The sequence below is a fragment of the Micromonospora sp. NPDC092111 genome, from assembly GCF_044755745.1.
In the GTDB taxonomy this organism is placed as follows: Bacteria; Actinomycetota; Actinomycetes; order Mycobacteriales; family Micromonosporaceae; genus Micromonospora.
Map to the genome: position 1 here is coordinate 554,047 of NZ_JBIVRQ010000001.1, position 16,057 is coordinate 570,103.

General features: G+C 72.1%; 18 protein-coding genes. 5 read left to right on the forward strand and 13 right to left on the reverse strand.

Features of this window, described 5'->3' with window-relative positions:
• The first annotated feature begins 67 nt into the window (after nt 1-67).
• Complete coding sequence (locus tag ACIQG9_RS02305; protein ID WP_400397620.1) at nt 68-961, forward strand: SGNH/GDSL hydrolase family protein; 894 nt, start codon at nt 68-70, stop codon at nt 959-961.
• Nucleotides 962-1,188: 227 nt separating this feature from the next.
• Here ACIQG9_RS02305 and ACIQG9_RS02310 read toward each other — a convergent pair whose 3' ends face one another.
• From ACIQG9_RS02310 to ACIQG9_RS02330, 5 genes are all read right to left on the reverse strand, one after another.
• A complete protein-coding gene (locus tag ACIQG9_RS02310; RefSeq protein WP_400397623.1) occupies nt 1,189-2,766 on the reverse strand; it encodes a glycoside hydrolase family 43 protein in 1,578 nt (525 codons plus the stop codon).
• Nucleotides 2,767-3,036: 270 nt separating this feature from the next.
• The gene (locus tag ACIQG9_RS02315) at nt 3,037-4,299 is read right to left on the reverse strand and encodes a trans-sulfuration enzyme family protein (RefSeq protein ID WP_400397625.1); all 1,263 of its coding nucleotides are present in this window, start codon (nt 4,297-4,299) and stop codon (nt 3,037-3,039) included.
• A gap of 111 nt (nt 4,300-4,410) precedes the next feature.
• The gene (locus tag ACIQG9_RS02320) at nt 4,411-5,016 is read right to left on the reverse strand and encodes a helix-turn-helix domain-containing protein (RefSeq protein ID WP_400397628.1); all 606 of its coding nucleotides are present in this window, start codon (nt 5,014-5,016) and stop codon (nt 4,411-4,413) included.
• 180 nt (nt 5,017-5,196) lie between these two features.
• Nucleotides 5,197-5,799, reverse strand: coding sequence for a histidine phosphatase family protein (locus tag ACIQG9_RS02325; protein WP_400397631.1), 603 nt, complete (start codon nt 5,797-5,799; stop codon nt 5,197-5,199).
• 9 nt (nt 5,800-5,808) lie between these two features.
• Nucleotides 5,809-6,453 (reverse strand): transcriptional regulator, encoded by a 645-nt coding sequence (locus ACIQG9_RS02330; protein WP_400397634.1) that lies wholly within the window; start codon nt 6,451-6,453, stop codon nt 5,809-5,811.
• Between ACIQG9_RS02330 and ACIQG9_RS02335 the strand changes: the two genes are divergently transcribed.
• From ACIQG9_RS02335 to ACIQG9_RS02350, 4 genes are all read left to right on the forward strand, one after another.
• Complete coding sequence (locus tag ACIQG9_RS02335) at nt 6,452-7,768, forward strand: PEP/pyruvate-binding domain-containing protein (protein ID WP_400397637.1); 1,317 nt, start codon at nt 6,452-6,454, stop codon at nt 7,766-7,768. The genes ACIQG9_RS02330 and ACIQG9_RS02335 overlap by 2 nt on opposite strands.
• Nucleotides 7,769-7,959: 191 nt before the next feature.
• Nucleotides 7,960-9,459 (forward strand): FAD-binding oxidoreductase, encoded by a 1,500-nt coding sequence (locus ACIQG9_RS02340; RefSeq protein WP_400397640.1) that lies wholly within the window; start codon nt 7,960-7,962, stop codon nt 9,457-9,459.
• 61 nt (nt 9,460-9,520) lie between these two features.
• Nucleotides 9,521-10,120, forward strand: a complete 600-nt coding sequence (locus ACIQG9_RS02345) for a GNAT family N-acetyltransferase (RefSeq protein ID WP_400397643.1) — start codon at nt 9,521-9,523, stop codon at nt 10,118-10,120.
• Between the two features lie 38 nt (nt 10,121-10,158).
• Nucleotides 10,159-10,641: a hypothetical protein gene (locus tag ACIQG9_RS02350; RefSeq protein ID WP_400397646.1), complete on the forward strand. Its 483-nt coding sequence runs from the start codon at nt 10,159-10,161 to the stop codon at nt 10,639-10,641.
• A gap of 84 nt (nt 10,642-10,725) precedes the next feature.
• On the opposite strand, the gene ACIQG9_RS02355 is transcribed toward ACIQG9_RS02350, so the two are convergent.
• The 8 genes from ACIQG9_RS02355 to fabG form a co-directional block, all read right to left on the reverse strand.
• Nucleotides 10,726-12,027, reverse strand: a complete 1,302-nt coding sequence (locus ACIQG9_RS02355; protein WP_400397649.1) for a methylaspartate mutase — start codon at nt 12,025-12,027, stop codon at nt 10,726-10,728.
• 17 nt (nt 12,028-12,044) lie between these two features.
• Nucleotides 12,045-12,512, reverse strand: coding sequence for a cobalamin B12-binding domain-containing protein (locus ACIQG9_RS02360; RefSeq protein WP_400397652.1), 468 nt, complete (start codon nt 12,510-12,512; stop codon nt 12,045-12,047).
• Complete coding sequence (locus tag ACIQG9_RS02365) at nt 12,509-13,132, reverse strand: 2-hydroxychromene-2-carboxylate isomerase (RefSeq protein ID WP_400397655.1); 624 nt, start codon at nt 13,130-13,132, stop codon at nt 12,509-12,511. Before ACIQG9_RS02365 ends, ACIQG9_RS02360 begins: the two co-directional genes overlap by 4 nt.
• A 20-nt stretch (nt 13,133-13,152) precedes the next feature.
• On the reverse strand, nt 13,153-13,968 hold the full coding sequence (locus ACIQG9_RS02370) for an alpha/beta fold hydrolase (RefSeq protein WP_400397658.1): 816 nt from the start codon (nt 13,966-13,968) through the stop codon (nt 13,153-13,155).
• Between the two features lie 81 nt (nt 13,969-14,049).
• Complete coding sequence (locus ACIQG9_RS02375; RefSeq protein ID WP_400397661.1) at nt 14,050-14,307, reverse strand: acyl carrier protein; 258 nt, start codon at nt 14,305-14,307, stop codon at nt 14,050-14,052.
• A gap of 35 nt (nt 14,308-14,342) precedes the next feature.
• Complete coding sequence (locus tag ACIQG9_RS02380) at nt 14,343-14,825, reverse strand: 3-hydroxyacyl-ACP dehydratase FabZ family protein (protein WP_400397664.1); 483 nt, start codon at nt 14,823-14,825, stop codon at nt 14,343-14,345.
• Complete coding sequence (locus ACIQG9_RS02385) at nt 14,818-15,237, reverse strand: 3-hydroxyacyl-ACP dehydratase FabZ family protein (RefSeq protein ID WP_400397666.1); 420 nt, start codon at nt 15,235-15,237, stop codon at nt 14,818-14,820. Before ACIQG9_RS02385 ends, ACIQG9_RS02380 begins: the two co-directional genes overlap by 8 nt.
• Nucleotides 15,238-15,312: 75 nt before the next feature.
• On the reverse strand, nt 15,313-16,050 hold the full coding sequence (fabG, locus tag ACIQG9_RS02390; protein ID WP_400397669.1) for a 3-oxoacyl-[acyl-carrier-protein] reductase: 738 nt from the start codon (nt 16,048-16,050) through the stop codon (nt 15,313-15,315).
• Nucleotides 16,051-16,057 lie beyond the last annotated feature (7 nt).

Here is a 16,057-nt window from a genome sequence, read left to right on the forward strand (position 1 = left end):
ATTGACGTCCGACATCAGCGCCGACAGAATCTCGGGACCACCACCGTGATCCCCTCTGGGAGGCGCCATGACCCGTCCCCGCCTGCCGCGCCTGCGGGCAGCCACTCGACTGGCCGCGCTCGCCGCGGCAACCACCGGGGTGCTGCTCACCGTCGCCGCACCCGCCAGCGCCGCCGTACCCGCCGGGCGCTACGTGGCGCTGGGCGACTCGTACACCGCCGGGCCGCTGATCCCCACCCAGGTCGACCTGAACTGTCTGCGCTCCAACCGCAACTACCCGTCCCTGGTCGCGGCGTCCGCCGGCTCGTCGTCGTTCGCCGACGTGAGCTGCTCCGGGGCCACCACCGACGACATCCTCAACAGCGGCAGCGGCCAACTGGGCATCCCGGTGCCGCCACAGCTCAACGCGATCACGTCCGCCACGGCGCTGGTGACGGTGCAGATCGGCGGCAACGACATCGGCTTCTCCGGCATCATCAGCGACTGCGCACAGGCGAGCCTGAACAGCCCGCTAGGGTCACCGTGCAAGAACAAGTACACCGCCGGTGGCACCGACCAGTTGCAGGCCCGCGTCAGCGCCACCGTGCCGAAGGTGACCGCCGTGCTGCGGGCCGTCCGCCAGGCCGCCCCGGCCGCGCGAATCGTGGTGATCGGGTACCCGGCGATCCTGCCGGACAGCGGGAACGGCTGCTGGCCCGTGGTCCCGATCGCCTACCAGGACGTGCCGTACCTGCGGGGCGTCGCAAAGTCGCTCAACGCGATGCTGGCCAGCACCGCCGCCGCGAACGGCGCCACCTACTCCGACGTCTACACCCCGTCGATCGGGCGCGACGCCTGCAAGAGCAGCGGCACCCGGTGGGTCGAGGGCCTGGTGCCGCAGAACTCGGCCGCCCCGTTCCACCCGAACGCCCGGGGCGAGCAGGGCATGGCCACCGCCCTGCTGGCCACGCTGACCAACTGATCGACCGTTGGGCTGGTCCCGCCGCGCGCGGCGGGACCAGCCCAACGCGCATTCCTGCGGTACGCCGGACCGGACGTGGCGTCGGAGATCAGCGGGGTGGCGATCGCGGACGGAGACGACGGTGTTGACGACACTTCCGGCCGGCGGCGGCTACTCGTGCCGCGCGTCGGTCGGAGGTCGCAACCGACCATCGCGGTAGGGTGCCCCGGAGACCGTGGAAGATTCGGTCAGTCCACCTCGATGAGGGTCCGGCCGTTCTCGGGCTCCCGGGGCTCGTAGTCGAACCAGTCGAAACGGACGCTGCCGGCTGCGGCGTACATGCCGATGACGCGGCCGGTGAAGCCACCGGCGACCTCGGTCGACAGGTAACGGCCGTCGAGTGCGGCTAGCACGGTGAACGGGGCGTCCGCCTGCTCGATTCCGAACTGGAGCAGGTCGGGCTCCTGGCCGGGATGCCAGTCACCGGGTGGCGCGGCGAGCACCTCCACCCGGAGCCGGACCGGGCCGGCCGGGACCGGCCGGGTGGCCACCGTCGACCGCACCGATCCGATCCGCGCCACGACCCGGACCTCGCCGTCGCCCGCCTCGATCTCGTAGTGGTGCCGCTCGTCGAGGCGTACCGCGAGCCCGCCGCGCCCGGCGGCCGGGTCGACCATCGTCCGGACCCGACACGACAGGTGCTGCTGGCGGCGGCCGACGAAGACGACGTCGCGGTCGTCCAGCGACGCGCCCCGCGCGTGCAGCGTGAGCCAGCCCGGCCGCTCCGTCAACGACCAGCTTCCGGCCGGCCGGGACCGCACCGAGACCCACCGCGGATGCAGACGGTCCTCGTCGAAGTCGTCCCGCGGGGGCGGCGCCGGCACCGGATGAGCGGTCCACGGCGGCGCTGTCATGGCCGGCGCGACCGCGCCGACCACCGGCCACCCGTCGATCCAGGTCACCGGCGTCAGGAACGTCTCCCGTCCGAGCACATGCCAACCAGGGGTGCCACCGCCCGGCCGTACGCCGAGCAACACCATCCACCACGACCCGTCGGCCGCCTCGATCAGGTCGCCGTGACCGGTGTTCTGAATCGGACGGTTCGTACCCCGGTGCGTCAGGATGGGATTGGCCGGGCACGGCTCGTACGGCCCGTCGGGGGCGGTCGCCCGGGCGACCGAGACGGCGTGCCCACGTTCGGTGCCGCCCTCGGCGATCAGGAGATACCAGTAACCGCCGACCCGGTAGAGATGCGGCGCCTCCGGCGCCTGGGCCCCCGGCGCGCCGGACCACAACCGGCGGGGCCGACCGAGGGTCCGCCCGGTCCGTGGGTCGATACGCACCTGTTCGATTCCGGCGTAGGTACACCAGCAGACGCCCTCCTCGTCCCAGGCGAGGTCAGGGTCGATGCCGGCGAGCCCCGGCACCCGAACCGGATCCGACCAGGGGCCGGCAGGGTCGGTGGCGGTGCAGATCAGGGTGCCGCCCCCGGCTACGACATTGGTGACGATCAACCAGAAGCGCCCGTCGTGGTGCCGCAACGTCGGCGCGTACACGCCCCCGGACGGCGGCGTCGTCGACGGCAGGTCCAGTTGACCCGGCCGGTCCAGCACGTTGCCGATCTGCTCCCAGTGCACCAGGTCGCGGCTGCGGAAGACGGGCACTGCCGGGTAGTACTCGAAGCTGGAACACGCCAGGTAGTACTCGTCACCCACCCGGCAGACGCTCGGGTCCGGGTGCAGACCGGCGATCACCGGGTTGGTGAACACATCGTCGGTCCAGCCACCCGCGCCGGCCGTCGCCGCGCGGGTCTGCGCCATGGTCATCCGGTGTCTCCCCGAGGTTGAGGGCGTCCGCCCGACGCGGGCGGCTTGACGGTGGCCGCGTGCCGGGTGTGGTGCGGAGCGGAGCGGCTGGACCGGTGAGCAGTGGAGGTTGCCCGTTCAGACATAGACAGTGGTCGCTTTAAGGTCAGCTTACCGCTTGACACCCTCGCCGGTCGGCTCCGAGGCCGGATCAGCGGCACCCGACATCCGCGCCACACCTCCCACGGCGACGAGCCGGTGGCCGTACCGGTGGGCGCGGCGCAGTGTCTGTCAGCAGGCGGGGCCGTAGACGGTGGTGAGGGCGGCGTCCAGGTCGGCGACGAGGTCGTCTGGTGACTCGAGACCGGCCGCGAGTCGGATGAGCCCGTGGTCGCGGAACGGCGCTGCGAAGGCAGCCGCTCTGGCCTCGGGATACTGCTCGTAGGCAAGGAGTGTTTCGTCGTGTCCGAGAGAGACCGCCGAGGTGATGAGACGCAGGTCGTTGACGAATCGCACCCTGTCCTGGTGCTCGCCGGCGACCGCGAAGGAGACAACGCCGCCGTAGCCGCCGTGGAACTGGGCGGCTGCGCGGGCATGCTGGGGGTCGCCAGGCAGCCCGGGGTAGGCGACGTGGGCGATCCGGGGGTCCTGGGCGAGGAAGGTAGCGATGGCGAGGGCGTTGTCGCAGTGCCGTCGCAGCCGCAGGGGCAGGGTGACGGAGCCACGCATGATGAGCCAGGCGTTGAGCGGTGCGATGGCGCCGCCGACGTGGTGCATCGGGCCGGCCTTGATCTGATCGATCAGGCTGCGGGCACCGATGACGGCGCCGCCCATCGCGTCGCCGTGACCGTTGATGTACTTCGTCAACGAGTGAATGACGAGGTCCGCGCCGAGGTCGAGGGGCCGCAACATCGGTGGCGGTGTGAAGGTCGAGTCGACCGTCAGTAGCGCCCCGCCGGCGTGGGCGAGCTGTGCCAGTGCAGCGATCTCGGCGACCCGCAGGTCAGGGTTGGCGATGGCCTCGGTGTGGATGAGTCGGGTGTTGGTGCGCACGGCCGCACGCACGGCGTCAAGATCGGTGATGTCGACGAAGTCGACCTCGATACCCAGCTTCTTCGGTAGCAGGGAGTGGAAGAGTCCCCAGACCCGCGCGTAGGCCACGTCGGAGACGACGGCATGGTCACCAGGGTTGAGCAGGGTGAGAAAGGCCGCGTGCAGGGCGGCCATGCCGGTGGCGAAGACCGCGGCTGCCTCGCCGTGCTCGATCATGGCCAGCTTCGTTTGCAGGCCGAGCTGATTGGCGCCGGATTCACGGGTGTAGACGAGGGCGTCGGGATCGGAGTCGTCCAGGCTGGTCGGGTCGGGCGGTAGCCGGTAGGAGTTCGCCATCACGATCGGGGTGCGGATCGCACCGGTGGTGTCGTCCACGCGGTTGCCGCCGTGCACGGCCCACGACTCGTCGTCCATGGTGTGGTAGTCGCGCTTGTCCGGGCGGCTCCGCAGCCCGTCTTCCGGCGGGCGGTTGACGCACGTCCGCATGTCGGTCTCCTTCATCGCTTCGCCGTGAGCAGGCGGTGGACGACCCGGACGTCGGGTCCGAGCCGGATCAGGTGGGCGACCAGGTCGTCCGCGACGGCCACCAGCGCCCTCCTGAGCGTGCCGAGATCAGGCATCGACGACCGCCGACCGCGCACCCGACCCCACGCCCGGCTCGAAGACCGCCAGGGTGAACCTCGTCGGCTGGGTGCCCGGATTGGCGTAGGAGTGCGCCACGTCGCCGGGAAACGCGACCGCATCGCCGGCATCGAGGGTGACCGACCGGTCTGCGACCTCGACCGTGATCGTGCCCTGTTGGACCTGCAGGAGTTCCTTGGTGCCCGGCGGGTGGGCCTCACTCACGTGCTGGTCGCCAGGCCCCAGGGTCCAGTCCCACAGTTCGACCACATCCGGTGGTGCGGTGCCGGCGACCAACACCCCGCGTCCACCGGACTGACCGGTCCACAGGGCGGCGCCCTCACCGCAGCGGGTGACCTTCACCGGCCTGGGTCGGGGCGGCTCGACCAACGCCGGCAGTCCGACGCCGAGCGCGTCGCTGATCCTCAGCAGGGTCCCCACACTCGGGTTCGCCGCGCCCTGCTCCACGTTGACCACCATCCGGCGGCTCACGCCGGCGGCCTCCGCCAGTTGGTCGAGCGTCCAGCGCCGCGACTGTCGCTCCTGCCGGACCCGGACGCCGATCGCCACGGCGAGGGCGGCGGTACTCTGATCCATGAGTGCATTATAGTGCACCCAGGGTGCACTCCACGGCAAGGGTCTGCCGGTGGAGATCCGGCGGGGGGTTGGACGGCGCCTGAGCGGCACGAGAATGCAGGGTGGACCCGGGGCAGAGGTTGCCGCAGGCGGATCACGACCGTGCGCGTGTCGCTCACACCGGCCGAGGGTGCCCTGGTCTCACGGCCGCGCGTCCGCCCGGACTCCGGTCCAGCGCAGGTCGGCCGGTAGGTGGCTGATGTCGTTGAACATCACCAGGGTGGGCGCCAGGCCGGTGCGGTACTCGATCATCGTGAGCCCCGTGTTGGCGCTGTCCAGGCTGAGCCAGCGGACCGGCGGGGCTTGCAGCGCGTCGCGGACCAGCCACGCGATCGGGTACGCGTGCGTGATCAGCACCTCGTACGTGTCGGGCCGGGCCGCCTCGGGCACCTGCGCGAACCGGGCCACCAACGCCTCGGCCAGGCGGCTGCCGGACGTCGCCTCGGCCTCGTCGTAGCCGTCGAAGAACCCGGCCCAGGACCGGGGCATCTCGGCCGCGCTGGGCACGTACGGCACGTGGTCGATGAGTTCGGGGGCCTCGGCGACCGGCACACCGGGCAGGTGCCGGGCCAGTTCGTGGGCGCTGGCCGCGGCCCGGGGCAGCAGCGAGTGCCAGATGTTGTCGATCGGCAGGCCGGCGAGTCGCTCGCCCAACAGGGCCGCCTGTCGACGCCCGGCGTCCTTGAGCACACCGAACGCGTCCGCGGCGCCGTGCCGCGCCACATACAGGTGTCGGGTTGCCACGGCACGCACCTACCGGGTTCCCTGATCCACGCCGCGCGGGATGCCCAGCGTCGACAGCAGATCCTCGTGGAGTTCCATCCAGACGGCGTGACACGAGGCGACACCGACGCCGGTCACCCACTGCCGCCGTCCGGCGCGGGCGTGGGCCAGGGCCACGGAGAACCGCTCGTCGTAGTCACCGAAGCGGGTCAGCACCGCGGACAGGCCGCCGACGAGCTGCGTCAACTCCCGGGCGAGCGTGGTGAGTTCGTCGAGCACGCGGGCGTCCCACCGCGGGTCGCTGTGGTCGTTGGCGGCCAGCCGCTCGTGCTGGCTGGGCCGTAGCTGCCAGTCGGTGCACGCCTGCACCAGCCGCCCGTTGAGCGACTCGAACTCCTGGTGCGCCCGCTGGACGCCGACCCGGGCACCGGCCTGGTCCAACTCCTCGGCGAGTCTCCTGGAGTCCTCCTCGCGGCCCCGCTCGGTGAGCGTCCACCCGCTGGTGCCCCCGAACTCGACGTGGGTCACCCAGCCGTATGCCTCGTGGTCCTTCAACAGTTCGGAAACCGTGTCCTGGTCGACGCCGGTGCGCCGGGCGACGGCCGCGTCGTCGGCCATCCCGGTCACCCGGACGGCGTGCAGGACAAGCAGTTCCGGCGGGGAGACGTGCGTCATGGCAGTGAGCATTCAGGCCCGTACGCCGGACGTCAACGACGACACCACCCGGCCGAGTAGAGTCGGCGGACGTACCCGGTCAGTCAATGTCCGGCAGGGGGAAACCGTGCTCGTCGACCTGGCTGACGCCGACACCGCGACGTCGGGCGGCAAGGCCGCCGTCCTCGCCCGGCTTATGGCGGCGGGACTGCCGGTGCCGCCCGGGTTCGTGGTGCCGACCACCGCGTACGAGCAGGCGGTCGCCGGATCCGACCTCGCCGATGCCGGTGCCGCGCGCCGGCGGATCGAGCAGTTGACCCTCGCCCCCGCGCTGGTCGAGGCGGTCTCCCGCGCGCTCGACCGGCTGGCCGGACCGTCGGGCGACGGTCACGTCGCCGTGCGGTCCTCGGCGGCCAACGAGGACACCGCCGACGCCACGGCGGCCGGGCAGCACGACACGTTCCTCGGCGTGTGCGGGCCCGAGCGGGTGGCCGACGCGGTGCGCCGGTGCTGGGCCTCGCTGTGGTCCGAGCGTGCCGTCGGGTACCGGCGCTGGCAGGCGGCGGACGTACCCGGCGGGTCGCCGACGGTGGCCGTGCTGGTGCAGCGGTTGGTGGACGCTGACGTCGCGGGGGTGATGTTCACCGGGACGGACGTCCGGATCGAGGCGTCGTGGGGGCTGGGCGAGAGCGTGGTCAGCGGGCGGGTCACCCCGGACTCGTGGACGGTCTCCGGCGACACGGTGGTCCGCCGGGCGCTCGGCGTCAAGGACAGCCGGATCGACCAGGAGGACAGCCGGGTGGTCACCCGGGCGGTGCCGCTCGCGGACCGGGAGCACTTCTGCCTCGCGGACGAGGACGTCGTCCGGCTCGCCAGACTCGGCCGCGACATCGCGGACCTGCTGGACGGGCCGCAGGACATCGAATGGGCGATCGCCGACGGCCGGATCTGGGTCCTCCAGGCCCGCCCGGTCACGACCCCGCTGCCGGCCACGCCGTCCTACCCCACTCGGGAGAGCATTGCCTTGGCCGGTACGCCCGGCAGCCCCGGCGTCGCGGTGGGACCGGCCCGCGTGGTCCGCGGTCCCGGCGACTTCGGCCGGGTACGCCCCGGCGACGTGCTCGTGTGCCGGACCACCGATCCGGCCTGGACGCCGCTGTTCAGCGTGGTCGCCGCGGTGGTCACCGAGATCGGGGGGTTGCTGTCGCACGCCGCGATCGTGGCGCGCGAACAGGGTCTGCCCGCCGTGCTGGCGGTTCCGGACGCGATGACGGTCCTGCCGGACGGCGCGGCAGTCGAGGTCGACGCGGACACCGGCCGCGTGGTGCTGAGGTAGTCCTCGTCGGTGCCGGCGACGGCAGGTGGACGTCCGACCGCCGGGCCGGCCCGGCATCACCCGACCGAGTTTCACGACAAGATGTCGGGTTTTCAGGGGTTTTCTCGTATTAGCGTAGGTTTGCGGGCCAGATGGAGGCAAGAGTCCTCCTGGTCGGAATCTGACCTGCCCCGATCGAGAGGACAGGGACCATGCGCGATCTTTCCCGTCGCGATCTGCTCAGGGCCACCGCGGCCGTCGGCGCCGGAGCGGTGGTCTTCCCGGGCGTCCTGGCCGCGGACACCCCGGCCAACGCGGTCGACGGCCCGGGCTGGTCGTCCAGTGAAAAGTTCCCGCCGGCGCGGCTGACCGGCCGCATCGTCCGTCCCCAGAGCCCCGAGTACCCCAGTGCGAGCCTCGGCTGGGACGAACTCTTCGTCCACTACCCGCTGGTCATCGTCTTCGCCCAGGAAACCCAGGACGTGGTCAACGCCCTCACCTGGGCGCGGCAGCACAACGTCGCGCTGCGGGTGCGCAGTGGCCGGCACAGCCTCGAAGGCTGGTCGAACGTGGACAACGGCATCGTGATCGACGTCAGCGAACTGAAGTCGGCCCGGATCGACGCCGCCGCGCGGACCGCCACGGTCGGCGCCGGGCTCAACCAGTTGGAGGCGGTGACCACGCTCGGGCAGCAGGACCTCGCGGTGACCACGGGAACGGAGGGCAGCGTGGGCCTGTCCGGTGCGACCCTCGGCGGCGGCTTCGGCTTCCTCACCCGCTACCTCGGCATGGCCTGCGACAACCTGATCGGGGCGGAGATCGTCGTCGCGTCGGGTGCCGACGGCGCGAAGGCGATCGAGGTCGACCCGTGGAAGCACCCGGACCTGCTCTGGGCGCTGCGCGGCGCGGGAAACGGCAACTTCGGGATCGTCACCTCCCTCACCTACCGGGTGGCTCCGCTGAAGAGCGTCGCCTACCTGCAAGCGACCTGGGACGGCCTCGACGACCTGTACGGGGTCTTCGACACCTGGCAGCGCAGCGCACCGTTCGCCGACCACCGCCTCGGCACCCAGCTTGAGATCCACAAATCCCAGATCCTGCTGTTCGGGGTCCTGGCGGAAGGATCGGAGGCGGCGGCACGCGAACTGCTGGCGCCGATTCTCTCGATCGGCAACCCCGAGGTCACCGTGCAGACCGGGGGCTGGGGCGACACCTATGCCGCATTCCAGGTACCGACCGAGGCCGAGCCCGCGAACTGGAAGTTCTTCTCCCAGTTCACCACCGAGCCGTTCCCGAGGAAGGCGATCAGCGTGATCCGCGCGTTCATGGCGGACGCCCCCACGGAGGACAGCAACTTCTTCACCCAGGCCTTCGGCACGGGCGCCCAGACGAGCGAACCCTTCGGCGGCACGGCTTTCTCGCACCGCGACGCGCTGTTCTATTCCGAGCCCGGCACCGGCTGGGGCACCCGGGGCGAGCCGGACAGCGGCGACGCCATCACCCCGATCGCCCAGACCTGGATCGCCGAGTTCAGCCAGGCACTGCGGCCCTACGTGAACGGCGCCTACGTCAACGTGCCGAACATCGGGATGGCGGAGTGGGAAACCGCCTACTGGGGATCCCACTTCGACCGACTTCGCAGAATCAAGGCGAAGTACGACCCCCACAACGTCTTCCAGTACGAGCAGAGCATCCCACCCGCCACCCACTGACGTACCGCTCCCACCGGAAAATCGACGGCACGGGACGCCGCCGGTTGGCACGATGGTCGGCGTGCCGAACCCTGGAGTGTCCGAGTTGCGCCCCGAATATCCGATCCGGACCGACCGGCTGTCGCTACGCCCGTTGACTGGCGGCGATGCCGACGCGCTGCTGGCCTACCGGGGCCAGCCCGATGTCTGCCGCTACCTACCCTTCGAGCCGGCAGATCGCCGGCTGATCAGCGAACGGCTCGCCGCACAGTGGGCCCGCACCACACTCACCGACGAGGGCCAGGCGGTGACCCTCGGCATCGACCTCGCCCGCACCGGTGAACTCGTCGGCGACGTGGTGCTGTTCTGGCACAGCCGAGATCATCGCAGCGGGGAGATCGGATACATCCTGAATCCCGACTTCGCCGGACACGGCTACGCCACCGAGGCGGCCCACGCGATGCTGCGACTGGGCTTCGACGAGTTGGGCCTGCACCGCATCACCGCCCGGCTCGACGAGCGCAACGAAGCCTCCGCGAAGGTGGCGCGCCGGCTGGGGATGCGACAGGAGGCCCGCCTGGTCCACAACGAGCTGTTCAAGGGCGAATGGAGCACTGAGCTGGGCTTCGCCATGCTCAGTGACGAGTGGCCCGCCCACCGCGACCGCCGGGCCGTGCGGTGACCGCCCGGGCCGGGGAGGCATTCGACATCGACCGGGCCGTGTCCGACGTCGAGGAGCTTGTCGCCGGGCCCGTACCGGCGGCTGGCCCGACAGTCGCCGAAGGGGATCCGGACACCGGAGAATGGACCGGTACCAGGGGCGGGGGCTTCCGGGTCATCCCGCTCTGGGAGAGCGACGCGCTCACCGGCGTGTACGGGCCCGAGTGGGGTGAGCGGGAGGAGCGAGCCGAGGAGCAGCTAGCCTCCCTCGTCCGGGAACTGGCCCGCCGGTGGGGCGCCCATGGTCGGGTGTCCATGCGGGTGCCGCTGTTCCGGAACCAGGCAGGCGAGCCCATGCCACCGCTGTTCCAGTCGCTGTGCGATGCGGACTGCTACGGCGACCTGGCGGTGTGGGGGCCGGTGCCCACCGGGCCGGACGCTGACCGGCGCTGGGTGGCGGTCTCCGTTAACCAGAGCGACGGCGACGCTCCGATGGTCATGGCGGCCGTCGTCAGCGACCAGCCGATCACCGAGCTGGAGTAGCGGAGCGCGTCGGAGTTCTCACCCTTCCGGCGGCACCGGTGGAGGGCTGACGCCGGCACCCGCGCGCACGGCCGGCAGGCTCCGCTATCCCCCGCCGGCTCGACCCGGCAACGCCACGGCGGGCTGGGCCCCGACCTCCGACAACGCCATCGAGTCGTACCGGGCGGCCACGTACGACAGCGCGGTGAGCAGGCCGTCGCTGGTCATCTCCGGCGACCGGCCGGCCGCGCGGTCGAGGCGTACCGGCATCCGGCCGGCCCGGGCCCAGGCCAGCCTCCCCTCGGCGTCGATGTAGCCACGCGCCTGCCCCGCGTTGTCCGGGTGCAGGCAGTACGGAATGTCGAGATAGCCGCGTTCGAAGGCCCGGCGGACGGCGACCCCCACATCCGGGCTGAGCTCCAGCACCGCCTCGATCAGGGTCCGCGCCTCGGCGTAGATGCCGGTGTCCGGGACACCGGCGGTGGCCGGCCGCTCGGCGGCGGCGACCCGGGCGGCGTGTTCCAGCGCCGCCACGTTCTCCTCGACCGTCGGGATGCGGTACGCCTCGGCCGGGGTCTTCACGATCAGGCGGGCCGCTCTCCCCCGTACCGCGAGCCGGGCGGCGGCGCCGAGCAGCTTCAGCGCCCCGTCCCGGGTACGCGGATACACCCCCATGTAGGTGTAGAGCACCACGTGGCTGTCCACCTCGGGCAGCAGTTCGTCGACCAGTCGGCGCAACGCGGCCAACGCCTCCTCGTCCTGCTCCGGCGAGGTCTGCTGGGCGTAGCTCAGCGACATGCTGCGCAGCCCGTGCTGCCGGAAGAACATCCCCTCCAGCACGGTCACCGCGATCAGCAGGCCGGGCGGGCAGAGCTGCCCGAGCAGGCAACCGCCGAAGCTCTCCAGGTGCGGCTCGACGCCGGCGTCGCGCAGCCGACCGTACCCGGCGCAGCAGCGCGCCCAACTGTCGACGGCGGCACGCAGCGACACCCGGCTGTACGGCAGGCAGTACGAGACCGGGCCGCCCTCGGTGGCGTCCACCCCGGTCCGCAGCAGCGCGGCGAAGATCTCCTCGGGCAGCGCCGAGCCGTGCCGCACCTGCACCGGCATTCCGTACCGGTGCGCGGCGGCCAGCACCCAGCGGGTCGCCTCCGTGTCGTGCGCGACGATCGGGTAGCCGTTCAGGGGTGACCCGTCGGCCAGCGCCCGGCGGACCGCCGCGTGGTCGCCGACCCGGGTGTAGCTGTCCAGCGTGACGGTACCCACCGTCGCCGCCCGGGCCCGGGCCACCGAGGTCAGCCCGGCCCGCATGGCGGCCGGGTCGCCGAAGCCCATCCGGGGCTGCACCACCAGTTCGCCGCGGGCCCGCGCGGCGGCGACGGCCGCGGCGAACGGTCCGCGCGGCACACCGGGCCCCCCGACCCTCATCCCGGCCGTCCCGCCCCGACGAGTTCGAGGCGGCGCAGGTACGTCAGGAACCGGTCCCGGTCGGCGCTGTCGTCGAAGACGGCGGTGTACCCGGCCGCGAGGAGTTCGTCGATCTGCGGTCCGGTCAGGCTGCCGTCGACGCCCAGCTTGCCGCCGATGACGATCGGGACGTCGGCCAGCGCCGGGTCGGCGCGCAGTACGGCGGCCAGCCGCTTGCCGTCGGTGTGACCGTGCCCGTTGACGCTGGACACCACCACCAGGTCGGGATGGTGCCGGCGGCACTCGGCGGCGAACAGGTCCGCCGGCACACAGGCACCGAGGTTGACCACCCGGTGCCCGGCCTCCTCCAGCAGCAGTTGCAGGTAGACCAGGTTCCAGGTGTGCGCGTCGGAGGCGACCGTGCCGAGCAGCACGGTGCGGCGGCCCCCGACCGGTGCCGGGCGCGCCGGGGCCGGCACGGTCACCGCCGTACCCCCGGGCTCTGTAGCGCGTCGAGGAACCCGTCCAGCCGCTCCAGGCCCCAGAACCGGTGCCGACCGACGATGAAGTACGGCACCGCGAAGACGTCGTCGTCGTACGCGCTGGCCAGCGCTTCCACGGCCGCCTCGCGCAGGCTCGGGTCGACCACGGCGGCGATCGCCCCGGCGGGGTCGACCCCCGCCTCGGTCGCGATCGCGGCCACCACCGCCGGGCGGCTGATGTTCTCGCCGCGCTCCCACCGGGCCCGCACCGCCGCCTGGTAGAACTCCCAGCCGCGCTGCTGCTGTTGGGCGTACAGCCAGGCCAGGTGCGGCACCGCCCAGTCGACGTCCATGTCCGCCGGCCACTCCATGCGGTAGCCGAAGCGACGTACCAGCCGGTTGGTGTCGGCCAGCAGGTACTCGTGCTTGGCCCGGCTGATCGGGGTGTCCAGAAAGCCGGAATCCGCTTCGGTCAACGCGGCCCGCAGCCCGTCCTTCGGCACCCAGTGCGGCACGAAGGTGATGGCGTCCGGCGCGTCCGGCCAGCGTTCCGTGAGCCGACGTACGGCGAGCCAACTGCGCGGGCTGCGGAACGAGAAGTAGAGCCGGGGCGGCTTACGCATGTCGGGGGGTCTCCTCGGGGTCAGGCGACGGTCGGGGTGGGCAGCGCCGCGAGGAACCGCCGGATCTCCGCGGTCACCGCGGCGGGCTGCTCCAGGTGGCAGAAGTGACCGCCGTCGGACCTGGTGTGCACGGACGCCACCGGCATCGCCCGGCGGAGCGCCTCGCTGCGGGCGCCGGCGAGCGCCGGGTCGAGGGCGCCGGTGACCACCAGGGTGGGCACCGTGACGGTGTCGAGACCGAGGTCGGCGGTGGTGATGAACTGGCGGAGCAGGGCGACGAAGCCGAGCGGGCCGACCCGGTCGAGGGCCTTGTCGACCATGGTGTCGACCAGGTCCGGGTCCAGGATGCGCCGCCGGTCGCCGAGCCGGAGCCGAAGTCCCTCCCCGATCACGGCACGGAACCGGGCGAGTTCCCGGTCGAACAACCGCCAGGTGACCGGGTCGTCGGGGGGACGGAAGGACGGGGCGAGCAGGACGACGCCGGCCGGCGCGGGCCGGTCCGGCTCGGCGAGGAGTTCCAGCACCGCGTTCGCCCCGAACGAGTGGCCCACCAGCAGGGCGGGCGGCTCGGGGAGCAACGCCAGGGCGTGCCGCAGCAGGGCGGCCGGGCCGGTGCGGTGCACCCAGTCGTACTGGGCGCCGGCCCGCCAGGGCAGGTCGAGGGCGTAGGGGGTGAAGGGCAGGTCACCACGCAGCGCGTCGACGAACGGCTGCCAGGTGTGCCAGGAGTCCTCCAGTCCGTGGGCGAGCACCAGCGCCGGGCCGTCGCCCGGACCCCGGTGCACCGCGAGACGTTCGCCGTCGCGTCCGGCCGCTACGACGGGATACCAGGTCACGGCGTACCTCCGGGCCTAGCCCGCCGCAGGGTGGCCAGCTCGTGGTGGCTCCCCGCGGCGGGACAGGGGCGGTCATCTGGGTCAGTCCTGCCAGCCGGCGTACTGCTTGACGACGTCGTAGACGGCGCGCAGGTTCTCCATCTTGGGCAGCTCGGTCTGCGGGATCTCGATCTTGTACAGCTTCTCCAGCCGGGCCAGGATCTCGATGGCCCGCAGCGAGTCCGCCTCGTGGTCGTCGACGAAGTGGCTGGCCTCGGTGATCTCCTCGGGCTCGACCTCGAGCACCTCGGCGACGACCTCGCGCAACTCGTTCATCCGGTTGCTCATGACCTGAGTCATCGTGCTGGTTCCCTTCTCTGGTGTGATTGGTTGGCTCAGCCGGTCGGCCCGGCGGCCAGTTCGGTGTCCGGCCGGGCGACCGCGAGCATCGAGCCGACGACGGCGATCCGCCGCTCGCCGACCCAGGTCTCGCCGCGCATCACCGCGCTGTTGGGCTTCAGTGACTCCACCACCACCTCGTGGCGCATCACGTCGCCCGGGTACGCCGCGCCGAGGAACTCGAAGTCCCGGGCCGCGCCGAACACGAGGGTGCCCTCCGGCGTCCCGCCGGTGGCCCGGGCGGAGAGCACCCAGAGCGCGGCTCCGGCCTGCCCGAGCGACTCCACGATCAGCGCGGCCGGATAGGCGTACGCGGACTGCGGCAGGCCGTCGGCGAGACCGGCGAAGCACGGCTCGGCGCCGGTGACCGCCTTGATCGCGACGATGCGCCGGCCGGGCTCCACCGTGAGGACCCGGTCCACCTGCAGGATCGGGTGCCGGTGCGGCAGGATCGCGGTGAGGTCGGCGTACTCAAGCATCGGCCGATCCCCCCGCCAGCACGCGCAGTTCGAGGGTGACCTTCGCGCTGGCCACGCCGTCGCCACGGCGGCAGTCGGCGACCACCCGGACCCGGCGCGGGTCGTCCGGGTCGACGCGGAGCTGGCAGCTCGCGGTGAGCACGTCACCGGGCAGCAGCGGCGCCCTGAACCGCACCGACCGCACCGCGGCCAGCTCCACCCGGACGTCCGGGCCACGGCTGGCCTCGACGGCCCGCCGGGCCGCCTGGTGGACCGTCTCCAGGGTGAACACCCCCGGGTAGATGGGGAAGCCCGGGTAGTGGCCCTCCAGGTACGGGTCGGTGGCCACGATCCGCTTGGTCGCCGTGATGCCGTCGGCGCTCGGTTCCACCTGGTCGACCGCGTCCAGTGGCGCGGCGAAACTGCGACTCATGGCCCTCCTCCTCTCCGATCGCTGTCGCATTGCACCGGTGCCGGCTCGAGACCGGCTTAAGGTCGGCTCGGGCCGTCAGAGCACGATCCCGCCGTCGACCTGCAGGACCTGGCCGGTGACGTACGCGGCCCGGTCGGAGGCCAGGAAGGACACCAGCTCCGCGACGTCGGCCGGCTGGCCGAGCCGGCGCAGCGGGATCATGCCGACGGCCTTCGCCCGGGCCTTGTCGGACAGCGCGGCGGTCATGTCCGTCTCGATGAACCCGGGCGCCACCACGTTGACCCGCACCCCGTACGGGCCCAGCTCCTTGGCCAGCGCGCGACTCATCGCGTTGATGCCGCCCTTGCTGGCCGAGTAGTTGGCCTGGGTGGCGTTGCCGTACACCCCGGCCACCGAGGACATGTTGATCACGGTGCCGCGCTTGCGCTTCATGAACCCGAACACCACGGTCCGGCAGAAGTTGTAGGTGCCGGTGAGGTTCGTGTCCAGCACGGATGTCCAGTCCTCGAACGGCATCAGCACCAGGGGCTTGTCCCGGACGATGCCGGCGCTGTTGACCAGCACGTCCACGGGCCCGAGTGCGGCCTCGGCAGCCGAGACGAAGCCGTCCACCGCCGCCGGGTCGGCCACCTCGCAGGGGGCGTGGTGGCAGCGGACCCCCCGCTGTTTGATCTCGTCGGCGGTCTCCGCCGCGGCCTCGGCGCCACTGCGGTAGCAGAAGGCGACGTCGTACCCGTCCTCGGCCAGCCGCAGCGCCACGGCGCGGCCGATGCCACGCGAGCCGCCGGTGACCAGCGCGGTGCGCTGCTCCATCGGTCCT

Coding starts and splice junctions, on each gene's coding strand:
- ACIQG9_RS02305 (WP_400397620.1), top strand. CDS start 68: ATGACCCGTCCCCGCCTGCCGCGCCTGCGGGCAGCCACTCGACTGGCC.
- ACIQG9_RS02310 (WP_400397623.1), bottom strand. CDS start 2,766: ATGACCATGGCGCAGACCCGCGCGGCGACGGCCGGCGCGGGTGGCTGG.
- ACIQG9_RS02315 (WP_400397625.1), bottom strand. CDS start 4,299: ATGAAGGAGACCGACATGCGGACGTGCGTCAACCGCCCGCCGGAAGAC.
- ACIQG9_RS02320 (WP_400397628.1), bottom strand. CDS start 5,016: ATGGATCAGAGTACCGCCGCCCTCGCCGTGGCGATCGGCGTCCGGGTC.
- ACIQG9_RS02335 (WP_400397637.1), top strand. CDS start 6,452: ATGGCAGTGAGCATTCAGGCCCGTACGCCGGACGTCAACGACGACACC.
- ACIQG9_RS02330 (WP_400397634.1), bottom strand. CDS start 6,453: ATGACGCACGTCTCCCCGCCGGAACTGCTTGTCCTGCACGCCGTCCGG.
- ACIQG9_RS02340 (WP_400397640.1), top strand. CDS start 7,960: ATGCGCGATCTTTCCCGTCGCGATCTGCTCAGGGCCACCGCGGCCGTC.
- ACIQG9_RS02365 (WP_400397655.1), bottom strand. CDS start 13,132: ATGCGTAAGCCGCCCCGGCTCTACTTCTCGTTCCGCAGCCCGCGCAGT.
- ACIQG9_RS02375 (WP_400397661.1), bottom strand. CDS start 14,307: ATGACTCAGGTCATGAGCAACCGGATGAACGAGTTGCGCGAGGTCGTC.
- ACIQG9_RS02380 (WP_400397664.1), bottom strand. CDS start 14,825: ATGCTTGAGTACGCCGACCTCACCGCGATCCTGCCGCACCGGCACCCG.
- ACIQG9_RS02385 (WP_400397666.1), bottom strand. CDS start 15,237: ATGAGTCGCAGTTTCGCCGCGCCACTGGACGCGGTCGACCAGGTGGAA.
- fabG (WP_400397669.1), bottom strand. CDS start 16,050: ATGGAGCAGCGCACCGCGCTGGTCACCGGCGGCTCGCGTGGCATCGGC.